Genomic DNA, 20,221 nt, shown 5'->3' on the forward strand with positions numbered 1-20,221 from the left:
TAAGAATATATAGAGAAGTGATGAAATGATTATGGAACGTAAACCATTAGTAGTGGTACCTGGCTTAGTGCGACGTGATGCTATTGCCTATTTACAAGAACATGTTGACGTACGTCAGTGGAAAGAAAAAACTAAAATGCCTAGAGAGGTTTTAAAAGAATGGTTGCGCGATGCCGATGGCTTATGGTCTATCAACTCTATATCGGTTGATGCGGACCTTGTGAAAGACGCTCCTAATTTAAAGGTCATTGCACAGGCATCGGTAGGCTATGATAATGTGAAAATTGATGAACTTACAGCTACTGGAATTCCCTACGGAAATACGCCAGGCGTTCTCAATGAAACGGTGGCAGAATTGGCCTTTACATTGATTGCTACGGCTAGTCGGCGCATTATTGAAAATGCAGCCTTTGTAAAAGAGGGACGTTGGGCTCAAAGACCTTCTAATATTAAGGGGTTTGATTTGAGTCGTCGTACATTGGGCATTATTGGTATGGGTGCTATTGGCGTTTCCATTTCTCGACGCGCTCGTGCCTTTGGTATGACCGTTGTATATCATAATCGACATCAACGCAATGACGACAAATTATATAGAACGACATACATGGAATTAGATGAGCTACTCGCTACGAGTGATGTGGTATGTATTATGGCGCCACTTACAGATGAGACGTATCATATGTGCGATGCCGAGTTTTTTAAGAAAATGAAAAAGACTGCATTGTTCGTCAATGTAGGTCGTGGTGCTATCGTCGATACAGATGCACTCATCGATGCTCTAAAAAATGGTGAAATCGATTACGCGGCCCTAGATGTTACAGATCCAGAACCACTACCGGCAGATCATCCGTTGTTGGGCATTGATAATTGTTTAATTGTTCCTCATATCGGTTCTTATACAGATCGCACACGTTATGATATGTCTATTTTGACTGCAGATAATATTATTGCTGGTGTTCATAAGAAACCTCTAAAGACTTGCGTTAATGAAGAAGTAAATTATAAAAAGCCAGAATTAGATGTAGAATCTGCTTTGGAAGAACTTAAAAATGCCGGTGTTGATGTAACAGATTTTGATTAAACTTTCACAAGAATCTAAAAAATGTGCGGTCCTATATAAAATATGGTAAAATAAAAGAATATTTATCGTATGGAGGTTGTAACGTTGGAACATAAAGATACTGAACAAACTGTAGCTCCTGAAGAAGTTGTATCCATTAACTTTATCGAAGCTGAAATAAATAAAGATAATGAAGAAGGCGTATACGGTGGCCGTGTACATACGCGATTCCCACCAGAACCAAATGGTTATTTACACATTGGTCACGCTAAGTCCATTTGCCTTAATTTTGGCTTAGGCGAAGAATATAAGGGCTTAACAAATTTACGTTTTGATGACACAAACCCTGAAAAGGAAGATGTGGAATATGTAAATTCCATTAAAGAAGATGTGGAATGGCTTGGATTCCATTGGGATGGCGACGTACGATATGCATCTGATTACTTTGGTAAAATGTATGACTATGCTAAAAAGCTTATTACATTAGGTAAGGCTTATGTAGATGATCAAACAGCAGAAGAAATCCGTCAAACGCGTGGCGATTTCTCTACGCCAGGTACAAACAGCCCATATCGCGATCGTTCTGTGGAAGAAAATTTAAAACTCTTTGAAGAAATGAAAGAGGGTAAATACAAGGATGGCGAAAAGGTGTTACGCGCTAAAATTGATATGGCAGACCCTAATATCGTCATGCGCGATCCTGTATTGTATCGTATTGTAAATGCGGCTCATCATCGTACAGGCTCTGAATGGAGCATTTATCCAATGTACGACTTTGCACATCCTATCGAGGATGCTATTGAACGCATTACCCATTCCGTATGTACATTGGAGTTTGAAGTGCATCGTCCATTGTATAATTGGGTTCTAGAAGACTGGGAAGACACTGAAAAACCTCGCCAAATCGAGTTCGCTCGTTTAAACGTAACGAAAATGGTTATGTCTAAACGCAAATTGCGCGCTCTTGTAGAGGCAGGTCTTGTATCCGGTTGGGATGATCCTCGGATGCCTACCATTTCTGGCTTGCGCCGTCGTGGCTATACGCCAGAGGCCATCCGTGATTTCTGTGACCGCATTGGGGTTGCTAAGGCGGATAGTACTGTAGATATTGCATTACTCGAATTCTGTATTCGTGAAGATTTGAAATTAAAAGCACCACGTCCAATGGTTGTCATCGATCCTGTTAAGGTTATTATCGATAATTATCCAGAAGGACAAACAGAACCTTGCGTAGTAGAAAATAATCCAGAAAATGAAGAACTCGGTAGCCGTGAAGTTATGTTTGGCCGCGAAATTTATATTGAGCGCGCCGATTTTATGGAAGAACCGGTTAAGAAATTCTTCCGCTTGGCTCCTGGTAAAGAAGTACGCTTAAAAGGTGCTTATTTCATTACATGTCAATCCGTTGTGAAGGATGAAAATGGTACTATTACCGAAATCCATTGTACCTATGACCCTGAAACGAAGAGCGGCAGTGGTTGCACCCGTAAGGTAAAGGGCACATTGCATTGGGTTGAGGCTTCTACGGCTGTAGATATTGAAACTCGTTTGTATGACTACTTGCTTAAGGAAGAATCTGATGGCAAGGACTTCTTAGCTGATTTTAATCATGAATCGTTACAAGTTATGCATAGTAAAGGTGAGGCCAGCCTTGCCAATACCGTTCCTGGTGATAGATTCCAATTCTTGCGCCAAGGTTATTTCGTAACTGATAAAGATAGCACTGCCGATCATATTGTGGTAAATCGCATCGTAGGTTTACGTGATACATGGGCAAAACAACAAAAGAAATAGTTGTGATTATACCGCCCCTTTTAGGGGCGGTTTTGTTTAGGAGAAAACTATGAAATCGATGATAGCTTTAGCTCTCGCTGGTGTTGTAGCGATGAGCACACCTGTACTTGTTGATGCAGCTAATATTAATGCCAGTAAATATGCCGCTGCATATGGAACGTATAATGGAATGAAACTCAATGAAGGGGTTACTATTTACGCAAATGCACCCAAAGCTTTATTCGCTGGTGGTGGTAAGACGGATGTAAGAACAGCTTTAATGAAAGCTGGTGCTAGCCGTGCAGAGGTATATACGCTTAACGTAAAACGAGAAAATGAGATGAATTATGCTGTCTTTGCAAATGTGGTCGTAGGTGGTAAACATAATCTTGTTAACACCAAGCATGTGAGCACTGATGCTAGTGATGTCGGTAATTTAGTGGCATCTATCAATGGAGGTAAAGCTGCTGAACTGGGTCAATACCAAGTAGTGACACCTTTGGCGAAGCATAATAAAGCATATGTAGGTGCACTAAAATATACAAGTAAAGATAATAATAATTCTTATAATGAGATTCTTCATGTTGCTGTTTCTGAAAGTAAATACGAGGGCCCTAGTGTGCGGTTTATCGCTATAGATGAAGAGAGTGATGCTAAGGTATTTCCTCGCGTGAGCAACTTGCTAACTGGTAAATAATAAATAATTATTGAAATAAATTATCAATTATCTTGACAATATTTCTCATCAAGAGTACTATGTGTATATAGTAATCAATCTCAAGAAATGAGACGGATTCTATATAGATATGCAACAGGCAGGTACGACTATGATGAATTCAATTGACAATATCATTGGATTTCATTGTGCACCGGCAATTCGAGGCATTAAGGTCTCGAATTTGGTTTCTATTCCACGGGACATGAATGAACAAATCCAATTCGTTTTGACTGAATATAATAAAGAGTTTAATGAAAAGGGTTTATTCTTCTTTGAATTATGTCGCTGTAAAGCGCGTAGACTACTATTGGTGTTCCGTGAAACACAATTACGAGACTATGTACGGCAACCTGCGGTGATGACATTTTTGAAAGCCTACGGTTATCAAGATAGTATGAGCATTATGGAGATGCTTGAACATTTGCGATATCGTATGGAATCAAGCGTTGATTTCCCTCATGAAATTGGTGTGTTCCTTGGATATCCGTTAATGGATGTGAAGTATTTTATTTCTCGTCGCGGTAATGGATACTCTATGTGTGGTGAATGGAAGGTTTACCACGATGTAGTAGATGCACAACGCTCTTTCCTATGTTACAAAGCATGTCGTGAATTTTGTCAAACTCAATTGATGTTGGGAAAAACATTTAGTTCATTGGTCGCAAGAACGGCCTAGGAGGTACAAGATGATTGGTGTAATTTTTTGGTCCGGTACAGGCAATACAGAAAAAATGGCTTATGAAGTAGCTGAAGGTATCAAAGCTGCAGGTCAAGAAGTAGAAGTAAAATCTGTTTCTGAAGTATCTGTTGATGAAGCAGCAGCTTATGATAAATTAGCTCTTGGTTGCGCTGACATGGGTGCTGAACAATTAGAAGAAGGCGAGTTCGAACCATTCTACACTGAATTAGAAGGTAAATTGAGTGGTAAAAAAGTAGCAATCTTTGGCTCCTATGGTTGGGGTGGCACTTGGTTAGAAGACTGGGGCACTCGCATTAAAGATGCTGGCGGCGAATTGGTAGCTGACGGTGTTGCAATCTTGGGTGAACCAGATGATGACGGCAATGCACAATGCCAAGAATTGGGTAAAACATTAGCTAACGCATAACAACTTCATATTATATAAAGGCTATAGCGATGGATGTGACATCGCTATAGTCTTTTTTGTATCTATTTATGGAAAGGTGTACTGCTTTGGTATATAATTAAATAATGTTATTGCAAAGGAGACGCATTATGAAGGACGAGCGATTTATAGTTACCTATCGAATTGAAGCCAACACATATGAAGAAGCAAAGTCTATTGCTTGGGCTGTTCAAGTAGAACAAACGATTGAATTCCCTTATGAATTTGTAACTGATCCATATATTAAAAATACCATTACAGGTCGATTGGAATCTCTCGAACCGATGGCACCAGATTCCGCATATGCAACTGTGGGAGTGATGCCTAATGTAGTGATTGATGCTTCTCGCTATTATCTAGCTCGCATTTCATATCATGTAGATACTACCGCATTAGAAGCAACACAATTTTTAAATGTTGTATTTGGTAACTCATCGTTACAACCTCATATTTGGGTGGTAGACATAGAACTATGTCCTACATTATTTGACGTATTCAAAGGTCCACGATTTGGATTGCACGGTATTCGTAGATTGGTTGAAACGCCTACAAGACCGATGATTCAGGCTGTTATTAAACCTATGGGAACGCCTAATGAAGAACTAGCTCGCATGTGTGCAGCCTATACGCGCGGTGGCGTCGATGTAATCAAGGACGATCATGGCATTACGAACCAATCCTTTTCGCAGTTTAAAGATCGCGTAAGACGATGTGCTGCTGCGGTGCGTGAGATGAATGAAGCGCATGGAAAACACGCATTATATGCAGCTAATGTGTCTGGTGACGGTACAGACGTATTAGAACGTGCTTATTTTGCTAAAGAGGCGGGTGCTACGGCGCTTATGGTAGCCACAGGCTTAGTGGGCTCTGGTTGGTTACATAAATTGGCTACCGATGAAAAATTGCGCTTGCCAATTATTCACCATCCTGCGTATTCTGGAGGCTTCGTAAGTCCTGGTGTATCCGGCATTGCCGATTATTTACAATTGGGATTCTTGCCTCGATTATTTGGCGCTGATATGATGGTTTTTGTGTCCTATGGAGGGCGTTTTACATTTACCCAAGAGCAATGCAAGAAAATTTCTGCGTATATTAAACATCCTGTAGGATTGGTGAAAGCAGGTTGTCCTGCCCCTGGTGGCGGTGTGACTGATGCGCGCCTTACAGAATTAGTCGAGTTGTACGGAAATGATACGATGTTCCTCGTTGGGGGCGATATGTTCCGTCGTGGGCCAGATCTTGAGTCAAATATGGCATATTTTGTTAATCGATTAGAAGAACTATCACAATTGAAACAATAATAGTTGTGAAAGTTGGACTTTCACTAACGCAATCGCACGGTGATAGAAAGACTTTCACCAATAGAAATAATTAATTATATGGAGTAGTTTAATGAGTGAAACCTCACCTTTAGAGGTCCATGTTCTTGCCAGTGGCAGCAAGGGTAATTGTACAGTTATAAAAAAAGGAAATTCTGTTATATTACATGATGTGGGCATTAGTTGCCGGCGCATCGTTAATGGACTGAAAGAATTACATATCGATATGAGCCAGGTTGAGGGAATATTTATTAGCCACGAGCATACCGACCATATTGCGGGGCTACAACAACTATTAAAGCGTTTTGATATTCCTGTATATACTAAGCAGGGCACGTGGCGTGAAATCCAAGATAAGTTAATCGTTCCAAAACATCAACTGGTGGAATTGACCAAGGGCAGTTTGGAGCTTGGCAATCTTACGGTGGAACCATTCAGTGTTAGTCATGATGCGGCAGATCCGATAGGCATCAATGTGTTTTCCGGTAAAGATAAGGCGACAGTTGTCACCGATACAGGTGTGATTACAGATACTATATTACATCGATTAGATGACAGCACATTGCTTGTTTTGGAGGCTAATTATGATCCTCAGATGTTGCGCTTCGGACCGTATCAACCATTTTTAAAGCAACGCGTGGCCAGTGATGAAGGTCATTTGAGTAATGAAATGGCCGCACAGGCCTTACTCATGATGAAACGACCTAATTTTATGCAGGTCATTTTAGCACATCGCTCTGAAAATAATAATAACCCTGTCCTCGTGACGCAGACGATTGGACAAATGCTCGTCGATGGGGGTGTAAAAATTGGCCCAGAAATGAAATTACAGCATGGACAACCTAATGAAATAGTATCCATGCAGTCCATTCATAAAAATTAGAGGTACATCTTGTATGAAGTTTCATGTAATCTGTATTGGTAAATTAAAAGAGTCTTACCTTCGTGAAGGTGTGGCCGAATTTGTAAAACGTATGCGCCCCTATGGAGGCGTTACAATTACTGAATTGAATGAAAGTAAAATAGGGGATAAGCCCAGTGATGCGGACCGTAAACAAGTAGTCGTAGAAGAGGGGCAACGCTTGTTAAAGGCCGTTCCTAAATCGGCATACACTGTATTGCTAGATGTATATGGTAAAACGATGTCTTCTGAAAACTTGGCCTCTATGGTGTCTAAATTAGAGGTGGACGGCATCAGTGATATGGCCTTTATCATAGGCGGTGCCTTTGGCGTTAGCGACGAACTGCGCCGTTCTGTAAAATTTAAGTTATCCTTTAGCCCTATGACCTTTACTCATCAAATGGTTCGATTGTTGTTGGTAGAACAGATTTACCGCAGTGCCAAGATAAATCGCAATGAACCATACCACTGGTGATATACTTAGTAAATATTATTTATATACAAATTTTGAAAAAAGGAGTTTTCAACTCTAAGGTCGAATAGTATAATAAAGAGTAAAGTTATATGAAGGAGGAATTCCCTATGAAAATCCAAGACGTAATGAATAAATATCCTGTTACAGTTGGTAAAGATGCTCCAATTTCTGATGTAGCGGACTTATTGGTAAAATATAATTTAACAGCTGTTTCTGTAGTGGACGAAGAAAATAAATTGTTAGGTATTATTTCAGAAGGTGACTTACTATATAAAAAGGTTCGTCCTCATGTACCTCATTATGTAAATGTTTTGGGTGCTAGTATTTATTACAATGGTATTGGCGAATACAATGCACAATTCAAAAAATTGTTGGCATCCCATGTATATGAATTAATGACAAGCGAAGTTATTACTACAACACCGGATAAAGATGTAGAAGAAATCGTATCCGTTATGCTTGACCAACATTTGAAAAACATTCCTGTTGTAGATAAAGAGTACCGTTTGGTAGGTATTTTATCTCGTCGTGATATCATCAAATTGATTGCAAAAGATAACTAATTATTTACATATATGTAATACTAAACAGCCACTCTACATGAGTGGCTGTTTCCTTATAATGCTAAGAATTGCATTGAATTTTCATTTATGATATTATAAGGAGTGCATAATATACTACAGAAATTTGGGCGTTTGCCCTTCAAGGAGGACATATTTTAATGAAAGCAACTGTAAATCCTGTTGATCAACACGTAGTAACTTTAACTATCGAAGTACCTGCAGCAGAAGTAGACAAAGGTATCAAACAAGCGGTAAAACGCATTGCAAATCAAGTAAACATTCCTGGCTTCCGTAAAGGCCATGCACCTCGTCGTGTATTGGAAATGAACTTTGGTAAAGAAGCTATCTTGGAAGAAGCATTTGACGTATTGGCTAGCCAAAACTATAGTGCTGCTCTTCGTGAAAACGATATCGTTCCTGTATCTGATCCAGAAACAGAACGCGTACAATTCGAAGAAGGTAAAGATTTAATCTTCAAAGTAACTGTAACAAAACGCCCAGAAGTTAAACTTGGCGATTACAAAGGCTTAGAAGCTAAAAAACAAGACGCTACTGTAACTGATGAACAAATCGAAGAACAATTGAACAACATCCGTGAACAACAAGCTAAAATGGTTGTTGCTGAAGAAGGCGCTACAATTCAAAAAGACGACTTCGCAGTAATCGACTTCGCTGGTTCTGTTGACGGTAAACCATTTGATGGTGGCGAAGGTAAATCCTACCCATTACAAATTGGTTCCGGTAGCTTCATCCCAGGTTTCGAAGATCAATTGATCGGCGCAAAAGCTGGTGATGATGTAACTGTAAAAGTAACATTCCCAGAAGACTACTTCGTAGCTGAATTAGCTGGTAAAGAAGCAGAATTCAAAACTCATATCCATGATATTAAACGTAAAGAATTGCCTGAATTGAATGATGAATTCGCAAAAGAAGCAAGCTCTTACGAAACTATTGAAGAATTGAAAAACGATCTTCGTGCTAAAATGGAAGAAGAAGCATCCCGTCGTGCTATCGACACTTACAATGCTGATTTGATTCAAGCAGCTGTTAAAAATGCAACTGTAGACATTCCAGAAGTGATGATCAACGATCGCGTAGAACAAATGATTCAAGAATTGGCTATGAACATGGAAGGCCGTGGCTTGAAACTTGATGACTACTTGAAATTCTCCAATAAAACTATCGAAGATTTACGCACTGAGTACAAAGATTCCGCAGCTGAAAATGTACGCGCTGATTTAGTATTGGACGCTATTGCCACTGCTGAAGGTATCGAAGTAACTCCAGATGACATGAATCGCGAAATCTTCATTATGGCTCAAAACTTTGGGGCAGATCCTAAAGAAGTTTGGGATATTATTGCAAAAGAAGGTCGTGTAGCTATGTTGGCAGGCTCTGTAGCTCGCAAAAAAGCAGCTCGATTCATCATCGATAATGCAAAAGGTGCAGAAGCAGCAGAATAATGCTTGCTCACTAGGTACATGAAAAGGTGATTATATGTATGTACCAATCGTAGTTGAACAAGGCGAACGTGGTGAACGTTCGTATGATATTTACTCTCGCTTATTAAAGGATCGCATTATCTTTTTAGGTGGACCTATTGATGATAATGTTGCAAATGCGGTGATTGCCCAAATGCTTTTCCTAGAAGCAGAGGATCCAGATAAAGATATTCATCTATATATTAATAGCCCAGGTGGTGTTGTAACTGCTGGTATGGCTATCTATGACACGATGCAATATATTAAACCAGATGTGTCTACCATTTGCGTAGGCTCCGCTGCAAGTATGGGGGCTGTATTATTGACAGCTGGTGCAAAGGGAAAACGCTTTGCATTGCCTCATGCGCGCGTTATGATTCACCAACCATTGGGTGGTGTACAAGGTCAAGCATCTGAAATCGAAATCCATGCCCGTGAAATTCTTCGTATGCGTGAAGAGTTAAATGGTATCCTAGCAGCTCGCAGTGGCCAAGATATTGAAGTGGTAGCACGTGATACGGATCGTGATAACTTCATGAGTGCCCAAGATGCCGTTGAATACGGTTTGATTGACGAGGTGTTAACTCGCGATACTCTAGAAAGCAAGTAATGGAGGCGCTCATTGGCAAAAGATAAAGATACTATGCGTTGTAGCTTTTGCGGACGCACAAGTGATGAAGTAAGAAAACTAGTGGCCGGTCCTAATGTGTACATCTGTGATGAATGCGTAGAAGTTTGTGAACGCATTATTGAAGATGAACTTGGTGACATCGGTACAGAAGACTTTAAATTAAAAGAATTGCCAACGCCAAAAGAAATTAAAGCTCATCTTGATCAATATGTCATTGGTCAAGATGATGCTAAAGTTTCCCTTGCGGTGGCAGTATATAATCACTACAAACGTCTACAAACAGATAATGTGGTAGATGATGTAGAACTACAAAAGTCCAATGTTCTATTTATTGGACCTACAGGTAGTGGTAAAACATTATTGGCTCAAACATTAGCAAAAATGTTAGAGGTTCCATTTGCAATTGCAGATGCAACAAGCTTAACCGAGGCTGGCTATGTAGGGGAAGATGTAGAAAATATTCTATTAAAACTCATTCAAGCCGCCGATTATGATATTGAACGGGCTGAACGCGGTATTATTTACATCGATGAAATCGATAAGATTGCCCGTAAGTCTGAAAATCCTTCCATTACACGTGACGTGTCAGGGGAAGGTGTGCAACAAGCACTTTTAAAAATCTTAGAAGGTACCGTTGCTTCGGTGCCACCTCAAGGTGGTCGTAAGCATCCTAATCAAGAAATGTTACAAATCGATACTACTAATATTCTCTTTATTTGTGGTGGCGCATTTGATGGCATGGATAAGGTTATTACAAAACGTACCGCTAAGAAAACATTAGGTTTTGGTGCTGATGTACAACGTGCTGAAGAACGCGATGTATCTGCGATTCTTAAAGAGGTTGTACCTGAAGATTTATTGAAATTTGGTTTGATTCCTGAATTTATTGGTCGTTTGCCTGTTATGGTAACATTAGACCTATTAGACAGGGATGCATTGGTCCAAATTCTTACAAAACCGAAAAATGCATTGACTAAGCAATATGAGAAAATTCTATCCCTTGATGGTGTAGAATTGACATTTGAAGATGATGCATTAGAAGAAATCGCTGATGAAGCATTACAGCGTAAAACTGGTGCTCGTGGTTTGCGTGCCATTATTGAGAAGGTAATGAAGTATGTTATGTATGAAGTTCCATCTATGGATGATGTGGCAAAATGCATAGTTACCAGAGAAGCCGTAAAGGGCACAGGTGAACCTATACTCAAAAATGAGGCAGACAAAGACATCCAGCTGAAATCGTAATTCGAAGAAACTCATTTCTGTGTAGGAATGAGTTTCTTTTCATAATATAAATCCTTGGAGGACATATGAATTTACTCGAAGTAGGTATTCCTACCGTTCCCCTTAGAGGGATGGTTGTATATCCGAATATCGTGATTCACCTCGATATCGGTCGAGACAAATCCATCAAAGCGGTAGAAGCCGCAATGAACGAAGATCGCATTATGGCAGTGGTATCCCAAAAGGATGACTCTGTAGATGCACCTACCGTTCATGATTTAGCCCAAATGGGTACACTTGTAAAAATTAAACAAATGTTGCGCTTACCAGGTGGTATTGTTCGTGTTCTCGTTGAAGGTATTACTCGTATTCGTGTTATGAACATTACGAGCATGGATCCTTATTATGTAGGGGACTATGAACGTGTAGCATCCATTTTTGAAGATGATGTAGAACTTGAGGCGTATCGTCGTTTAGTACAGTCTAAATTCAATGAATGGGCTGATGAAGCTAAAACGATTACTGAAGAAGGCGTTACACGCGTTATGGAATTGCGTGACCCTTGTGAACTAGCCGATCAAGTAGCATTTATGCTGCCTGTTAATAATGCAAAACGCCAAGAGTTATTAGAAGAATTATCCGTTGCAAGACGATTGAACATGATTGTTGGCATTCTTAATATGGAATTACAAATTTCTGATTTGGAAAATTCCATTAATAATCAAGTTCGTCAAGCTATGGAAAAAACACAAAAAGAGTATTTCTTGCGTGAAAAAATTCGCGTTATTCATGATGAATTAGGCGATAAAGGCGATCCTGAGGAAGAAGCGGATGAATTAAGAGAGCAATTAAAAGCTCTTAATTTGAGCGAAGAGGTTCACAATCGTATCGATAAAGAAATTTCTCGCTATAGCCGCATGCCACAAATGATGCCAGAAGCGACCATTCTTAGAAATTATCTTGACTGGGTGCTAAGCTTACCATGGAACGATGTTACCGATGATCGTCTAGATATCAATGAAGCAAAAGATATTTTAGAGGCTGATCATTATGGGTTAGAAAAGGTTAAGAAACGTATCTTAGAATTCTTAGCAGTTCGCAAATTGACTGGTAAGAATAGCGGTTCTATCCTTTGCTTAGTAGGACCTCCTGGTGTTGGTAAAACATCATTAGCTTCATCCATTGCTAAAGCGATGAATCGTAAATTCGTACGCGCATCCTTAGGTGGCGTTCGCGATGAAGCTGAAATTCGAGGCCATCGTCGTACATACATTGGCGCATTGCCAGGTCGTATGATTCAAGGTATTAAAAATGCAGGGACCCGTAATCCTGTATTCTTACTTGATGAAATCGATAAATTGGCATCCGATTATAAAGGCGATCCATCTTCTGCATTATTAGAAGTATTGGATCCAGAACAAAATAGTACATTTAGCGATCATTTTATTGAAATTCCATTTGATTTCTCCGATGTATTCTGGATTACTACGGCGAATGTGGCTTCTAATATTCCAGGCCCATTATTAGACCGTATGGAAATCATTGAGCTTTCAAGCTACATGGAAGATGAAAAATTAGAAATCGCTAAGCGCTATTTAGCACCTAAACAAATCGAAAAGAACGGTTTGAAAGATAATAAGATTAAATTATCTGATGCAGTGTTAAAGAAAATTGTATCCGAATATACTCGTGAAGCTGGCGTTCGTACCTTGGAAAAAACTATCGCTAAAGTATGCCGAAAAATGGCTTACCAAGTGGTAGAACAAGATATTGAAACACCGAAGGTTTCCGTCAAGAATTTACACGAATACTTAGGCGCGCCTATCTTTATCGATCAAGAGCGTGAAAAGAAACCTCAAGTGGGCTATGTTAACGGACTTGCTTGGACCTCTGTAGGTGGTGTAGTATTACCTTGTGAAGCAACAACAATGGCGGGGACTGGCAAATTAGCACTAACCGGTAGCCTTGGTAAAGTAATGCAAGAATCCGGTCATGCTGCTATGAGCTATATTCGCCATAATGCAAAATCCTTGAAAATCGATGAAGAATTCTATAAAAAGTTAGACATTCACGTTCATCTTCCAGAAGGGGCAACACCAAAGGATGGTCCTTCTGCAGGGATTACGATGACATTAGCCATGGTATCTGCCTTGACGGGACGTAAGGTGCGCGCTGATCTTGCTATGACCGGTGAAATCACATTGCGTGGCCGCGTATTACCAATTGGCGGTCTTAAAGAGAAATTGTTGGCAGCATTGTTATATGGTGTGAAAGAGGTTTTAATTCCAAAAGGAAATGAAAAAGATATTCCTGAATTACCAGATAGTGTAAAAGAAGGGCTTATCATCACACCTGTTAAGACAATGGATGAAGTTTTAGCAAAGGCACTTGTATAATGCAAAAGAAGAAAAAATCCACAAAACATATGGGGCCAAAACCACAATATACAAGAAAAGAAATTAAGGGGCCTCGCATTATAGCAGCAAAATATAATACATCCTGTGTAAAAGCAGATCAATATCCTGAAGGGGATACGGTAGAAGTAGCCTTTTTAGGACGCTCTAATGTGGGCAAATCCTCGTTGATTAATTCTTTGTGTAATTATCGTGGTCTTGCTCTTGTGAGTGGACAGCCAGGGAAAACAAAGACGATAAACTATTTTGATATTGAATCAAAAGAGGATATTAGTGAAACTGAAGAACGTCGGTACCACTGGTTCTTAGTCGATTTGCCTGGATATGGTTTTGCAAAAACGAATAAAGATAACCGCAATATGTGGTCATCATTTATATCAGATTATATATTGCATTCTGAACGATTAATGTTATTATGCTTGCTTATCGATGGGCGTCATCCAGAGATGCCTATCGACAAAGTAGCATTTGATTGGCTCGTTGAGGCCGGTGTGCCTCTTCAAATCGTGGTGACGAAGGTAGATAAGCTTAATGCTAAAGAAAAATCAGTAAATTTAGCAAAAATTAAAGCGATGTATCAAACTGATTCTCCACCGATTATGTATAGCTCATTGAAACATACGGGCCGTGAGTTATTACAGCAACGAATTAATAAAGTACTAGTAGGGGAGGAAGCATGAGTAATTCAAACCAGTTAGAGATGATGGAACGCATCGCTCTTGATTTAGAGGGTGTTGAACGTGCTCTTGCGTCATCCTTTAATACGGGGTCTGAAGATTTTAATACTCTGATTAGACCTTTATCCGAGGCCGGCGGTAAACGTTTGCGCGCACAATTATGCTTGCTTATTGCCAATGCGGGTACATCGGTAGAGGCGGAACGTATTAAAATTGCAGAAGCTGTAGAAATGTTACATCTAGCGACGTTGATTCATGATGATGTCCTAGATCAGGCGGAAATACGTCGCGGTGAAGAGACAATTCATAAGCACAAAGGCAATAAGGTTGCCATTTTAAGTGGAGACTATTTATTTGCTAAGGCGTTCCGTATCGTATCCGAAATGCCACATATGGAATATTTGAAGGTCTTTTCTCATATCATCACCTGTCTTGTGGAAGGTGAATTTATGCAAATGGAAGATGTGTATCGCATTGACCAAGGTATAGACCGATATATGACAAAGACGCAAAAGAAAACAGCCGACTTTATGGAAGGCTGCATGGAACTAGGGGGCCTGCTAGGTGGCTGGTCTAGTGATGAAATTATGTACCTAAAACGATATGGTCATGCGTTGGGGATGGCGTTCCAAATTACCGATGATATTATGGATTATCGCGAAACCTCAGACACGACAGGCAAACCTGTAGGGAATGACCTTCGAGAGGGCTTGTTAACCTATCCGTTGCTTAGTATTGTTAATGAAAGCAATCAGAATCAGTTGCTGCAAGATATTAAGAACCTTAATCATGGCGGTAATGAACAAGAGATTATCGATTATGTTATTGCTCAGGGTGGTATAGATAATACATTACGGGTAGCACAACAATATTGTGATGATGCATTATCTGCATTACAATCTATACGTGATTTTGATGGCAAAGAGTTTTTAGTATTAGCTGTTCAAAACTTAGCAGATAGAAAGGTATAATATGGAGGCCTTCGAACCTAAAGATTTCGAATATCCCATAAAGAAACCTTCATTTGATAGCGTAGTTCGACAAAAGCGTCGGGAACAAGCACAAAAAGCAGAACAAGAGCAATATGCCGTGGTAAATACTGAACAAGAAGAGGATGCTCCAGAGCCGTTATATACGGAGATGGAACAAAAGATGATGGACGAAGCTGCCAATTTATCGTTGGTAGGCCATCTATCAGAACTTCGTAGACGTATTATAATTATGGTTGTTGCTATTATCATAGGAACGGGCATTGCCTATTATTATGTAGACGTATTATTAGATATTTTATTGGCCCCTGCAGGCAAGTTATATTACATGCGTCCTACAGAAGCCTTCTTTACGTATATGAAGGTATCCATCGTAGGCGGCATAATTTTGGCATCGCCTATCATACTGCACCAAATATGGCTCTTTGTGAAACCAGCATTGACAGTTCGCGAGAAACATCTATCAAACTGGATTTTACCAGTAGCCTTTTTGTTGTTTGTAACAGGTATTTTGTTTTCCTATATCCTAGTGTTGCCTGCTGCGGTTAAGTTCTTTATGGGCTTTGCCACCGATGAATTGCAACCGATGTTTTCCATTGGTCAATATATGGATTTTGTATTGGCCTTTGTATTGCCGTTCGGCTTTATATTCGAACTACCATTGATCATTATCATTATGGGATATTTTAATCTAATTACATCCCAATTTTTAAAGAAGAAACGCAAAATATTCATTTTGCTTTCCTTTATTATAGGTGCAGTAATCTCACCTACACCGGATATGTTCTCACAAACCATGATTGCATTGCCGATGATCTTATTATATGAAACTAGCCTCTTTGTGTTAGCTAAAGTGATGAAACGATAAGTACTTACTTTCAGGAGGAACGATGAAAACCTACGAAAATTTAACCACCTACAATCCTGGTGAAATCGAAAGTAAATGGTATTCCTATTGGGAAAACCAAGGTTACTTTCACGAAGAAGTAGACACTGACAAGGAACCATTTAGCATTGTATTGCCACCTCCAAATGTAACAGGTATGTTGCATATGGGGCATGCACTAGATAATACATTACAAGATATCTTGATTCGTTTTAAACGTATGCAAGGTTACAATGTGTTATGGATGCCTGGTACAGACCATGCTGGTATTGCTACACAAATCAAGGTAGAAGAAATGCTCGCCAAAGAAGAGGGCAAATCTCGCTATGATTTAGGTCGTGAAAAATTCGTAGAACGCGTCTGGAAATGGAAGAAAGAATACGGCGATACTATTGTTAAACAAATTCGCAGCCTAGGTGCATCCTGCGACTGGAGCCGTGAACGTTTTACATTGGATGAAGGCTACTATCATGCAGTGCGTGAAGTATTTGTAAGCCTTTATGAAAAAGGTTTGATCTATCGCGGTGAACGTATCATCAATTGGTGCCCTCGTTGTGCAACAGCGTTGTCTGACGTAGAGGTAGAGCATGAAGATGAACACGGTCATTTATGGCATATTAAATACCCTGTAAAAGGTGAAGAAGGTCGCTTTGTTATCGTTGCCACAACACGTCCAGAAACTATGTTCGGCGACGTTGCGGTAGCAGTTAACCCTGAAGATGACCGTTATAAAGATTTAATTGGTAAAACATTAATCTTGCCATTTGTTAATCGTGAAATTCCTGTTATCGCTGATGACTATGTAGATGCAAGCTTTGGTACAGGTTGTGTAAAAATTACACCAGCTCATGACCCTAACGACTTTGAAATGGGTCAACGTCATAATTTAGAATCCATTGTTGTTATGAATAACGATGCGACAATGAATGAAGGTGCTGGTAAATTTAACGGCATGACACGCGAAGAAGCGCGTAAACAAGTGGTAGCTGAGCTTGATGAATTAGGCTTGCTAGAAAAAATCGAAGATCATGACCATGCGGTTGGCCATTGTTCCCGTTGTAAAACGATTATTGAACCAATGATTTCTAAACAATGGTTCGTAGATATGAAACCTCTTGCAGAGCCAGCATTGAAGGTTGTAAAAGATGGTGAAGTTCAATTCGTTCCTGAACGCTTCACTAAAACCTATGTAAATTGGCTCGAAAACATCCGTGACTGGACGATTTCTCGTCAATTATGGTGGGGCCACCGTATTCCAGCATGGTATTGTGATGACTGTGGTGAAACTATTGTTAGCCGTGAAGACATTACAGAATGCCCTCATTGTCATGGTCATGTAACACAAGATCCAGACGTGCTTGATACATGGTTTAGTTCTGGTTTATGGCCATTTGCTACCATGGGTTGGCCTAAAGACACAGCAGAACTTAAACAATGGTATCCAACGAGCGTACTCGTAACTGGTTATGATATTATCTTCTTCTGGGTTGCTCGTATGATTTTCATGGCTCTTGAGTTTGAACATGAAATTCCATTTAAACATGTATTTATCCATGGTCTTGTACGCGATAGCCAAGGCCGCAAGATGAGTAAATCCTTAGGTAATGGTATTAATCCATTAGATGTAATCGGCGAATATGGTGCTGATGCATTGCGCTTTACACTTGTAACAGGTAATACACCGGGCAATGATATGCGTTTCTACATGGAACGTGTAGAAGCAAACCGCAACTTTGCCAATAAAATTTGGAATGCTTCTAAATTCGTTCTCATGAATTTGACGAATTATGATGAAAGTTTCGTTCCTACTGAGGCTGATTTAACATTAGCTGACAAATGGATTGTAGAAAAATACAATGAAACCGTAGCAAGTATTACTGCAAATCTTGATAAATTTGAACTTGGTGAAGCGGCTAGCTCCGTATATGATTTCATTTGGAATACATATTGCGACTGGTACATTGAACTTGCAAAACCTCGTTTGTATAGCGATGCTAATGAACGCGATCGTCGCACTGTACAATATTTGCTTGTAACAATCTTGCGTCATATGCTTGAATTGTTGCATCCATTCATGCCATTCGTTACAGAACATATTTGGCAACACTTGCCTCATGAAGGTGAAAGCATTGTGATTGCTAAATGGCCAGAAGCATTAGCTTTCACAAATCTTACAGAAGCCGCACGTCAAATGGAAGTCATGATGGATGCTATTAAAGGTATTCGTAACATGCGCGCCGAAATGAATGTACCTTTGGGCAAAAAAGCCGAAGTTATCGTAGCACCGACTGATGCGTCTATTGCTGAAGCCGTTGCAGATCATAGCGATTATTTCGTAACACTTGCATGGGCTGAAAAGGTAACTATTTTAGGTGGGGATGATCCAAAACCTGAAAATGCAACCGTAACTGTTGTAAATGGTATGGAAGTATATCTTCTTTTGAAGGACCTTATCGATGCAGATAAAGAAAAAGAACGTATCGAAAAAGAAAAAGGTCAAATGCAAAAAGAAATTGCACGCTTAGAAGGTAAATTGAGCAATCAAGGTTTCCTTGCAAAAGCACCAGAAGCAGTTGTAGCAAAAGAAAAAGAAAAACTAGAAGAATATAAGCAAAAACAACAAGCGTTGTTAGAACGTGAAGAATTCTTAAAAACCTTATAGGAGGTTTATATGACATACGAAGAAGCCTTAACGTATTTAGAAGATACCTCATCCTTTGGCATAAAACCGGGATTAGATCGTATTCGTGCATTATTGCAAGCGTTGGGGAATCCTGAACGAGATTATAAAATCATTCATGTTACGGGTACAAATGGTAAAGGTTCTGTAACAACCTATATTTCGTATGCTCTATTTACCAGTGGATTACGGGTGGGGCGATTTACATCGCCTCACCTTGAATCTTATACGGAGCGTATAGAAATTAATGATGTTCAAATTAGCAAAGACGCTTTTGGCAATTTGATCGATTGTGTTCGACAAGGCGTAGATAAGATTATTGTTGATGGGGTAGAGCCACCTACGCAATTTGAAATTCTAACGGCCGCAGCATTCCTATTCTTTAAAGAACAAGGTGTAGACTATGCTGTTGTAGAAGCTGGCTTGGGTGGATTACTGGATTCAACGAATGTTGTGACACCAGTGGTTTCCGTTATTACTAATGTTACCCTTGATCATCAAGCGTATTGTGGCAATACGGTTGAAGAGATTGCCAAGCATAAGGCGGGCATTATAAAAGAAGGTGTTCCTGTTGTAACGGCGGCTCAAGAAGGACCATTAAAGGTCATTGAAGAGACAGCTGAAGAAAAACATGCACCATTATATGTGTTTAACAAAAAGTTTGGTATCGATAGCCGTAGTGTAGTGCCTGGTGGGCAATTGATTACGGTCAGTGCTATTGGCGCACCGCCTGCTATGTTATTTACAACGATGGCTGGGATTCATCAATCTGTCAATTTGGCTTGTGCATTACAAGCTGTACGCCTAGTTATGGAACATGATGATGCTATTAGTGAAGAAACAATGCGCGAAGGCTTTGCCCGTGCCACTTGGGCTGGTCGTTTTGAGATTAAAAAAACGTTGGATCGGACATTTATATTTGATGGTGCCCACAATGCAGCCGGCGCAGAATCTTTCGGTATGACTTACCAGGAATTATTTGGAGATACGCCAAAAACAATGGTGATGGCTATTTTGTCAGATAAGGATGAAATGGGTATTATTCATGAAGTTGTAAAACCAAAAGATATAGTCATTGCAGTGGCTGCACCAACACCACGTACAGAGGTGCCAGAGAAATTGGTAGAAACCGTTCGGCAATGTGTGAAAGGGGTAGTGGCACAGACAGAAGATTCTGTGAGCAGTGCTCTTGATTTAGCATTACAATCGACACAAGATGGAGATATCATTGTTGTGTGTGGATCGTTATATATTCTTGGCGAAGCTCGCGGTTGGTTACAGAACCGTATGAGCCACTAGGTAATCG

General features: G+C 39.9%; 18 protein-coding genes. All 18 read left to right on the top strand.

All coding sequences use genetic code 11. From position 1 onward, the window contains the following. Positions 1–31 precede the first annotated feature (31 nt). The 18 genes from RYP29_RS03140 to RYP29_RS03225 all read left to right on the top strand — a co-directional run bounded on the left by RYP29_RS03140 (position 32) and on the right by RYP29_RS03225 (position 20,214). On the top strand, positions 32–1,081 hold the full coding sequence (locus RYP29_RS03140; protein ID WP_311532233.1) for a D-glycerate dehydrogenase: 1,050 nt from the start codon (positions 32–34) through the stop codon (positions 1,079–1,081). A gap of 84 nt (positions 1,082–1,165) precedes the next feature. After that, a complete protein-coding gene (locus tag RYP29_RS03145) occupies positions 1,166–2,854 on the top strand; it encodes a glutamine--tRNA ligase/YqeY domain fusion protein (RefSeq protein ID WP_311532212.1) in 1,689 nt (562 codons plus the stop codon). Between the two features lie 49 nt (positions 2,855–2,903). Continuing rightward, complete coding sequence (locus tag RYP29_RS03150; protein WP_311532214.1) at positions 2,904–3,530, top strand: hypothetical protein; 627 nt, start codon at positions 2,904–2,906, stop codon at positions 3,528–3,530. Between the two features lie 109 nt (positions 3,531–3,639). Then, the gene (locus RYP29_RS03155; protein ID WP_005377411.1) at positions 3,640–4,227 is read left to right on the top strand and encodes a DUF3793 family protein; all 588 of its coding nucleotides are present in this window, start codon (positions 3,640–3,642) and stop codon (positions 4,225–4,227) included. A 10-nt stretch (positions 4,228–4,237) separates the two neighbouring features. Continuing rightward, entirely contained in the window at positions 4,238–4,657 is a 420-nt protein-coding gene (locus RYP29_RS03160; protein WP_016475827.1) for a flavodoxin, read from the top strand. 128 nt (positions 4,658–4,785) lie between these two features. Beyond that, the gene (locus RYP29_RS03165) at positions 4,786–5,976 is read left to right on the top strand and encodes a RuBisCO large subunit C-terminal-like domain-containing protein (protein ID WP_311532217.1); all 1,191 of its coding nucleotides are present in this window, start codon (positions 4,786–4,788) and stop codon (positions 5,974–5,976) included. 91 nt (positions 5,977–6,067) lie between these two features. Next, on the top strand, positions 6,068–6,877 hold the full coding sequence (locus RYP29_RS03170; protein WP_311532219.1) for an MBL fold metallo-hydrolase: 810 nt from the start codon (positions 6,068–6,070) through the stop codon (positions 6,875–6,877). A 13-nt stretch (positions 6,878–6,890) separates the two neighbouring features. Then, entirely contained in the window at positions 6,891–7,370 is a 480-nt protein-coding gene (rlmH, locus tag RYP29_RS03175; RefSeq protein WP_311532220.1) for a 23S rRNA (pseudouridine(1915)-N(3))-methyltransferase RlmH, read from the top strand. Positions 7,371–7,477: 107 nt separating this feature from the next. Further along, positions 7,478–7,933, top strand: a complete 456-nt coding sequence (locus RYP29_RS03180) for a CBS domain-containing protein (protein ID WP_105084359.1) — start codon at positions 7,478–7,480, stop codon at positions 7,931–7,933. A gap of 158 nt (positions 7,934–8,091) precedes the next feature. Further along, entirely contained in the window at positions 8,092–9,396 is a 1,305-nt protein-coding gene (gene tig / locus RYP29_RS03185) for a trigger factor (protein WP_311532221.1), read from the top strand. Positions 9,397–9,430: 34 nt separating this feature from the next. Continuing rightward, on the top strand, positions 9,431–10,024 hold the full coding sequence (gene clpP / locus RYP29_RS03190) for an ATP-dependent Clp endopeptidase proteolytic subunit ClpP (RefSeq protein ID WP_005377316.1): 594 nt from the start codon (positions 9,431–9,433) through the stop codon (positions 10,022–10,024). Between the two features lie 12 nt (positions 10,025–10,036). Continuing rightward, the gene (gene clpX / locus RYP29_RS03195) at positions 10,037–11,290 is read left to right on the top strand and encodes an ATP-dependent protease ATP-binding subunit ClpX (RefSeq protein ID WP_005377314.1); all 1,254 of its coding nucleotides are present in this window, start codon (positions 10,037–10,039) and stop codon (positions 11,288–11,290) included. A 65-nt stretch (positions 11,291–11,355) separates the two neighbouring features. Next, positions 11,356–13,665 carry an endopeptidase La gene (gene lon / locus RYP29_RS03200; RefSeq protein ID WP_005380575.1) on the top strand — a complete coding sequence of 770 codons (2,310 nt, stop codon included), beginning with the start codon at positions 11,356–11,358 and terminating at the stop codon, positions 13,663–13,665. After that, positions 13,665–14,363: a ribosome biogenesis GTP-binding protein YihA/YsxC gene (gene yihA / locus RYP29_RS03205; RefSeq protein ID WP_311532224.1), complete on the top strand. Its 699-nt coding sequence runs from the start codon at positions 13,665–13,667 to the stop codon at positions 14,361–14,363. Before lon ends, yihA begins: the two co-directional genes overlap by 1 nt. After that, a complete protein-coding gene (locus RYP29_RS03210) occupies positions 14,360–15,331 on the top strand; it encodes a polyprenyl synthetase family protein (protein ID WP_016475819.1) in 972 nt (323 codons plus the stop codon). The genes yihA and RYP29_RS03210 overlap by 4 nt, the downstream gene beginning before the upstream one ends. A 1-nt stretch (position 15,332) precedes the next feature. Then, on the top strand, positions 15,333–16,217 hold the full coding sequence (gene tatC, locus RYP29_RS03215; RefSeq protein ID WP_311532225.1) for a twin-arginine translocase subunit TatC: 885 nt from the start codon (positions 15,333–15,335) through the stop codon (positions 16,215–16,217). 22 nt (positions 16,218–16,239) lie between these two features. Then, positions 16,240–18,897: a valine--tRNA ligase gene (locus RYP29_RS03220; protein WP_311532226.1), complete on the top strand. Its 2,658-nt coding sequence runs from the start codon at positions 16,240–16,242 to the stop codon at positions 18,895–18,897. Between the two features lie 9 nt (positions 18,898–18,906). Continuing rightward, positions 18,907–20,214: a folylpolyglutamate synthase/dihydrofolate synthase family protein gene (locus RYP29_RS03225; protein WP_311532227.1), complete on the top strand. Its 1,308-nt coding sequence runs from the start codon at positions 18,907–18,909 to the stop codon at positions 20,212–20,214. Positions 20,215–20,221: the final 7 nt, after the last annotated feature.

Origin of the sequence: uncultured Veillonella sp., assembly GCF_963534045.1 — a bacterium.
Lineage (GTDB): Bacteria > Bacillota > Negativicutes > Veillonellales > Veillonellaceae > Veillonella.

Excerpts from the sequence above, each read along its gene's own strand:
- tig (WP_311532221.1), top strand. The coding sequence starts at position 8,092 with ATGAAAGCAACTGTAAATCCTGTTGATCAACACGTAGTAACTTTAACT.
- RYP29_RS03140 (WP_311532233.1), top strand. The coding sequence starts at position 32 with ATGGAACGTAAACCATTAGTAGTGGTACCTGGCTTAGTGCGACGTGAT.
- RYP29_RS03165 (WP_311532217.1), top strand. The coding sequence starts at position 4,786 with ATGAAGGACGAGCGATTTATAGTTACCTATCGAATTGAAGCCAACACA.
- tatC (WP_311532225.1), top strand. The coding sequence starts at position 15,333 with ATGGAGGCCTTCGAACCTAAAGATTTCGAATATCCCATAAAGAAACCT.
- lon (WP_005380575.1), top strand. The coding sequence starts at position 11,356 with ATGAATTTACTCGAAGTAGGTATTCCTACCGTTCCCCTTAGAGGGATG.
- rlmH (WP_311532220.1), top strand. The coding sequence starts at position 6,891 with ATGAAGTTTCATGTAATCTGTATTGGTAAATTAAAAGAGTCTTACCTT.
- RYP29_RS03155 (WP_005377411.1), top strand. The coding sequence starts at position 3,640 with ATGCAACAGGCAGGTACGACTATGATGAATTCAATTGACAATATCATT.
- RYP29_RS03150 (WP_311532214.1), top strand. The coding sequence starts at position 2,904 with ATGAAATCGATGATAGCTTTAGCTCTCGCTGGTGTTGTAGCGATGAGC.
- RYP29_RS03180 (WP_105084359.1), top strand. The coding sequence starts at position 7,478 with ATGAAAATCCAAGACGTAATGAATAAATATCCTGTTACAGTTGGTAAA.
- RYP29_RS03210 (WP_016475819.1), top strand. The coding sequence starts at position 14,360 with ATGAGTAATTCAAACCAGTTAGAGATGATGGAACGCATCGCTCTTGAT.
- RYP29_RS03160 (WP_016475827.1), top strand. The coding sequence starts at position 4,238 with ATGATTGGTGTAATTTTTTGGTCCGGTACAGGCAATACAGAAAAAATG.
- RYP29_RS03225 (WP_311532227.1), top strand. The coding sequence starts at position 18,907 with ATGACATACGAAGAAGCCTTAACGTATTTAGAAGATACCTCATCCTTT.
- yihA (WP_311532224.1), top strand. The coding sequence starts at position 13,665 with ATGCAAAAGAAGAAAAAATCCACAAAACATATGGGGCCAAAACCACAA.
- clpP (WP_005377316.1), top strand. The coding sequence starts at position 9,431 with ATGTATGTACCAATCGTAGTTGAACAAGGCGAACGTGGTGAACGTTCG.
- RYP29_RS03220 (WP_311532226.1), top strand. The coding sequence starts at position 16,240 with ATGAAAACCTACGAAAATTTAACCACCTACAATCCTGGTGAAATCGAA.
- RYP29_RS03170 (WP_311532219.1), top strand. The coding sequence starts at position 6,068 with ATGAGTGAAACCTCACCTTTAGAGGTCCATGTTCTTGCCAGTGGCAGC.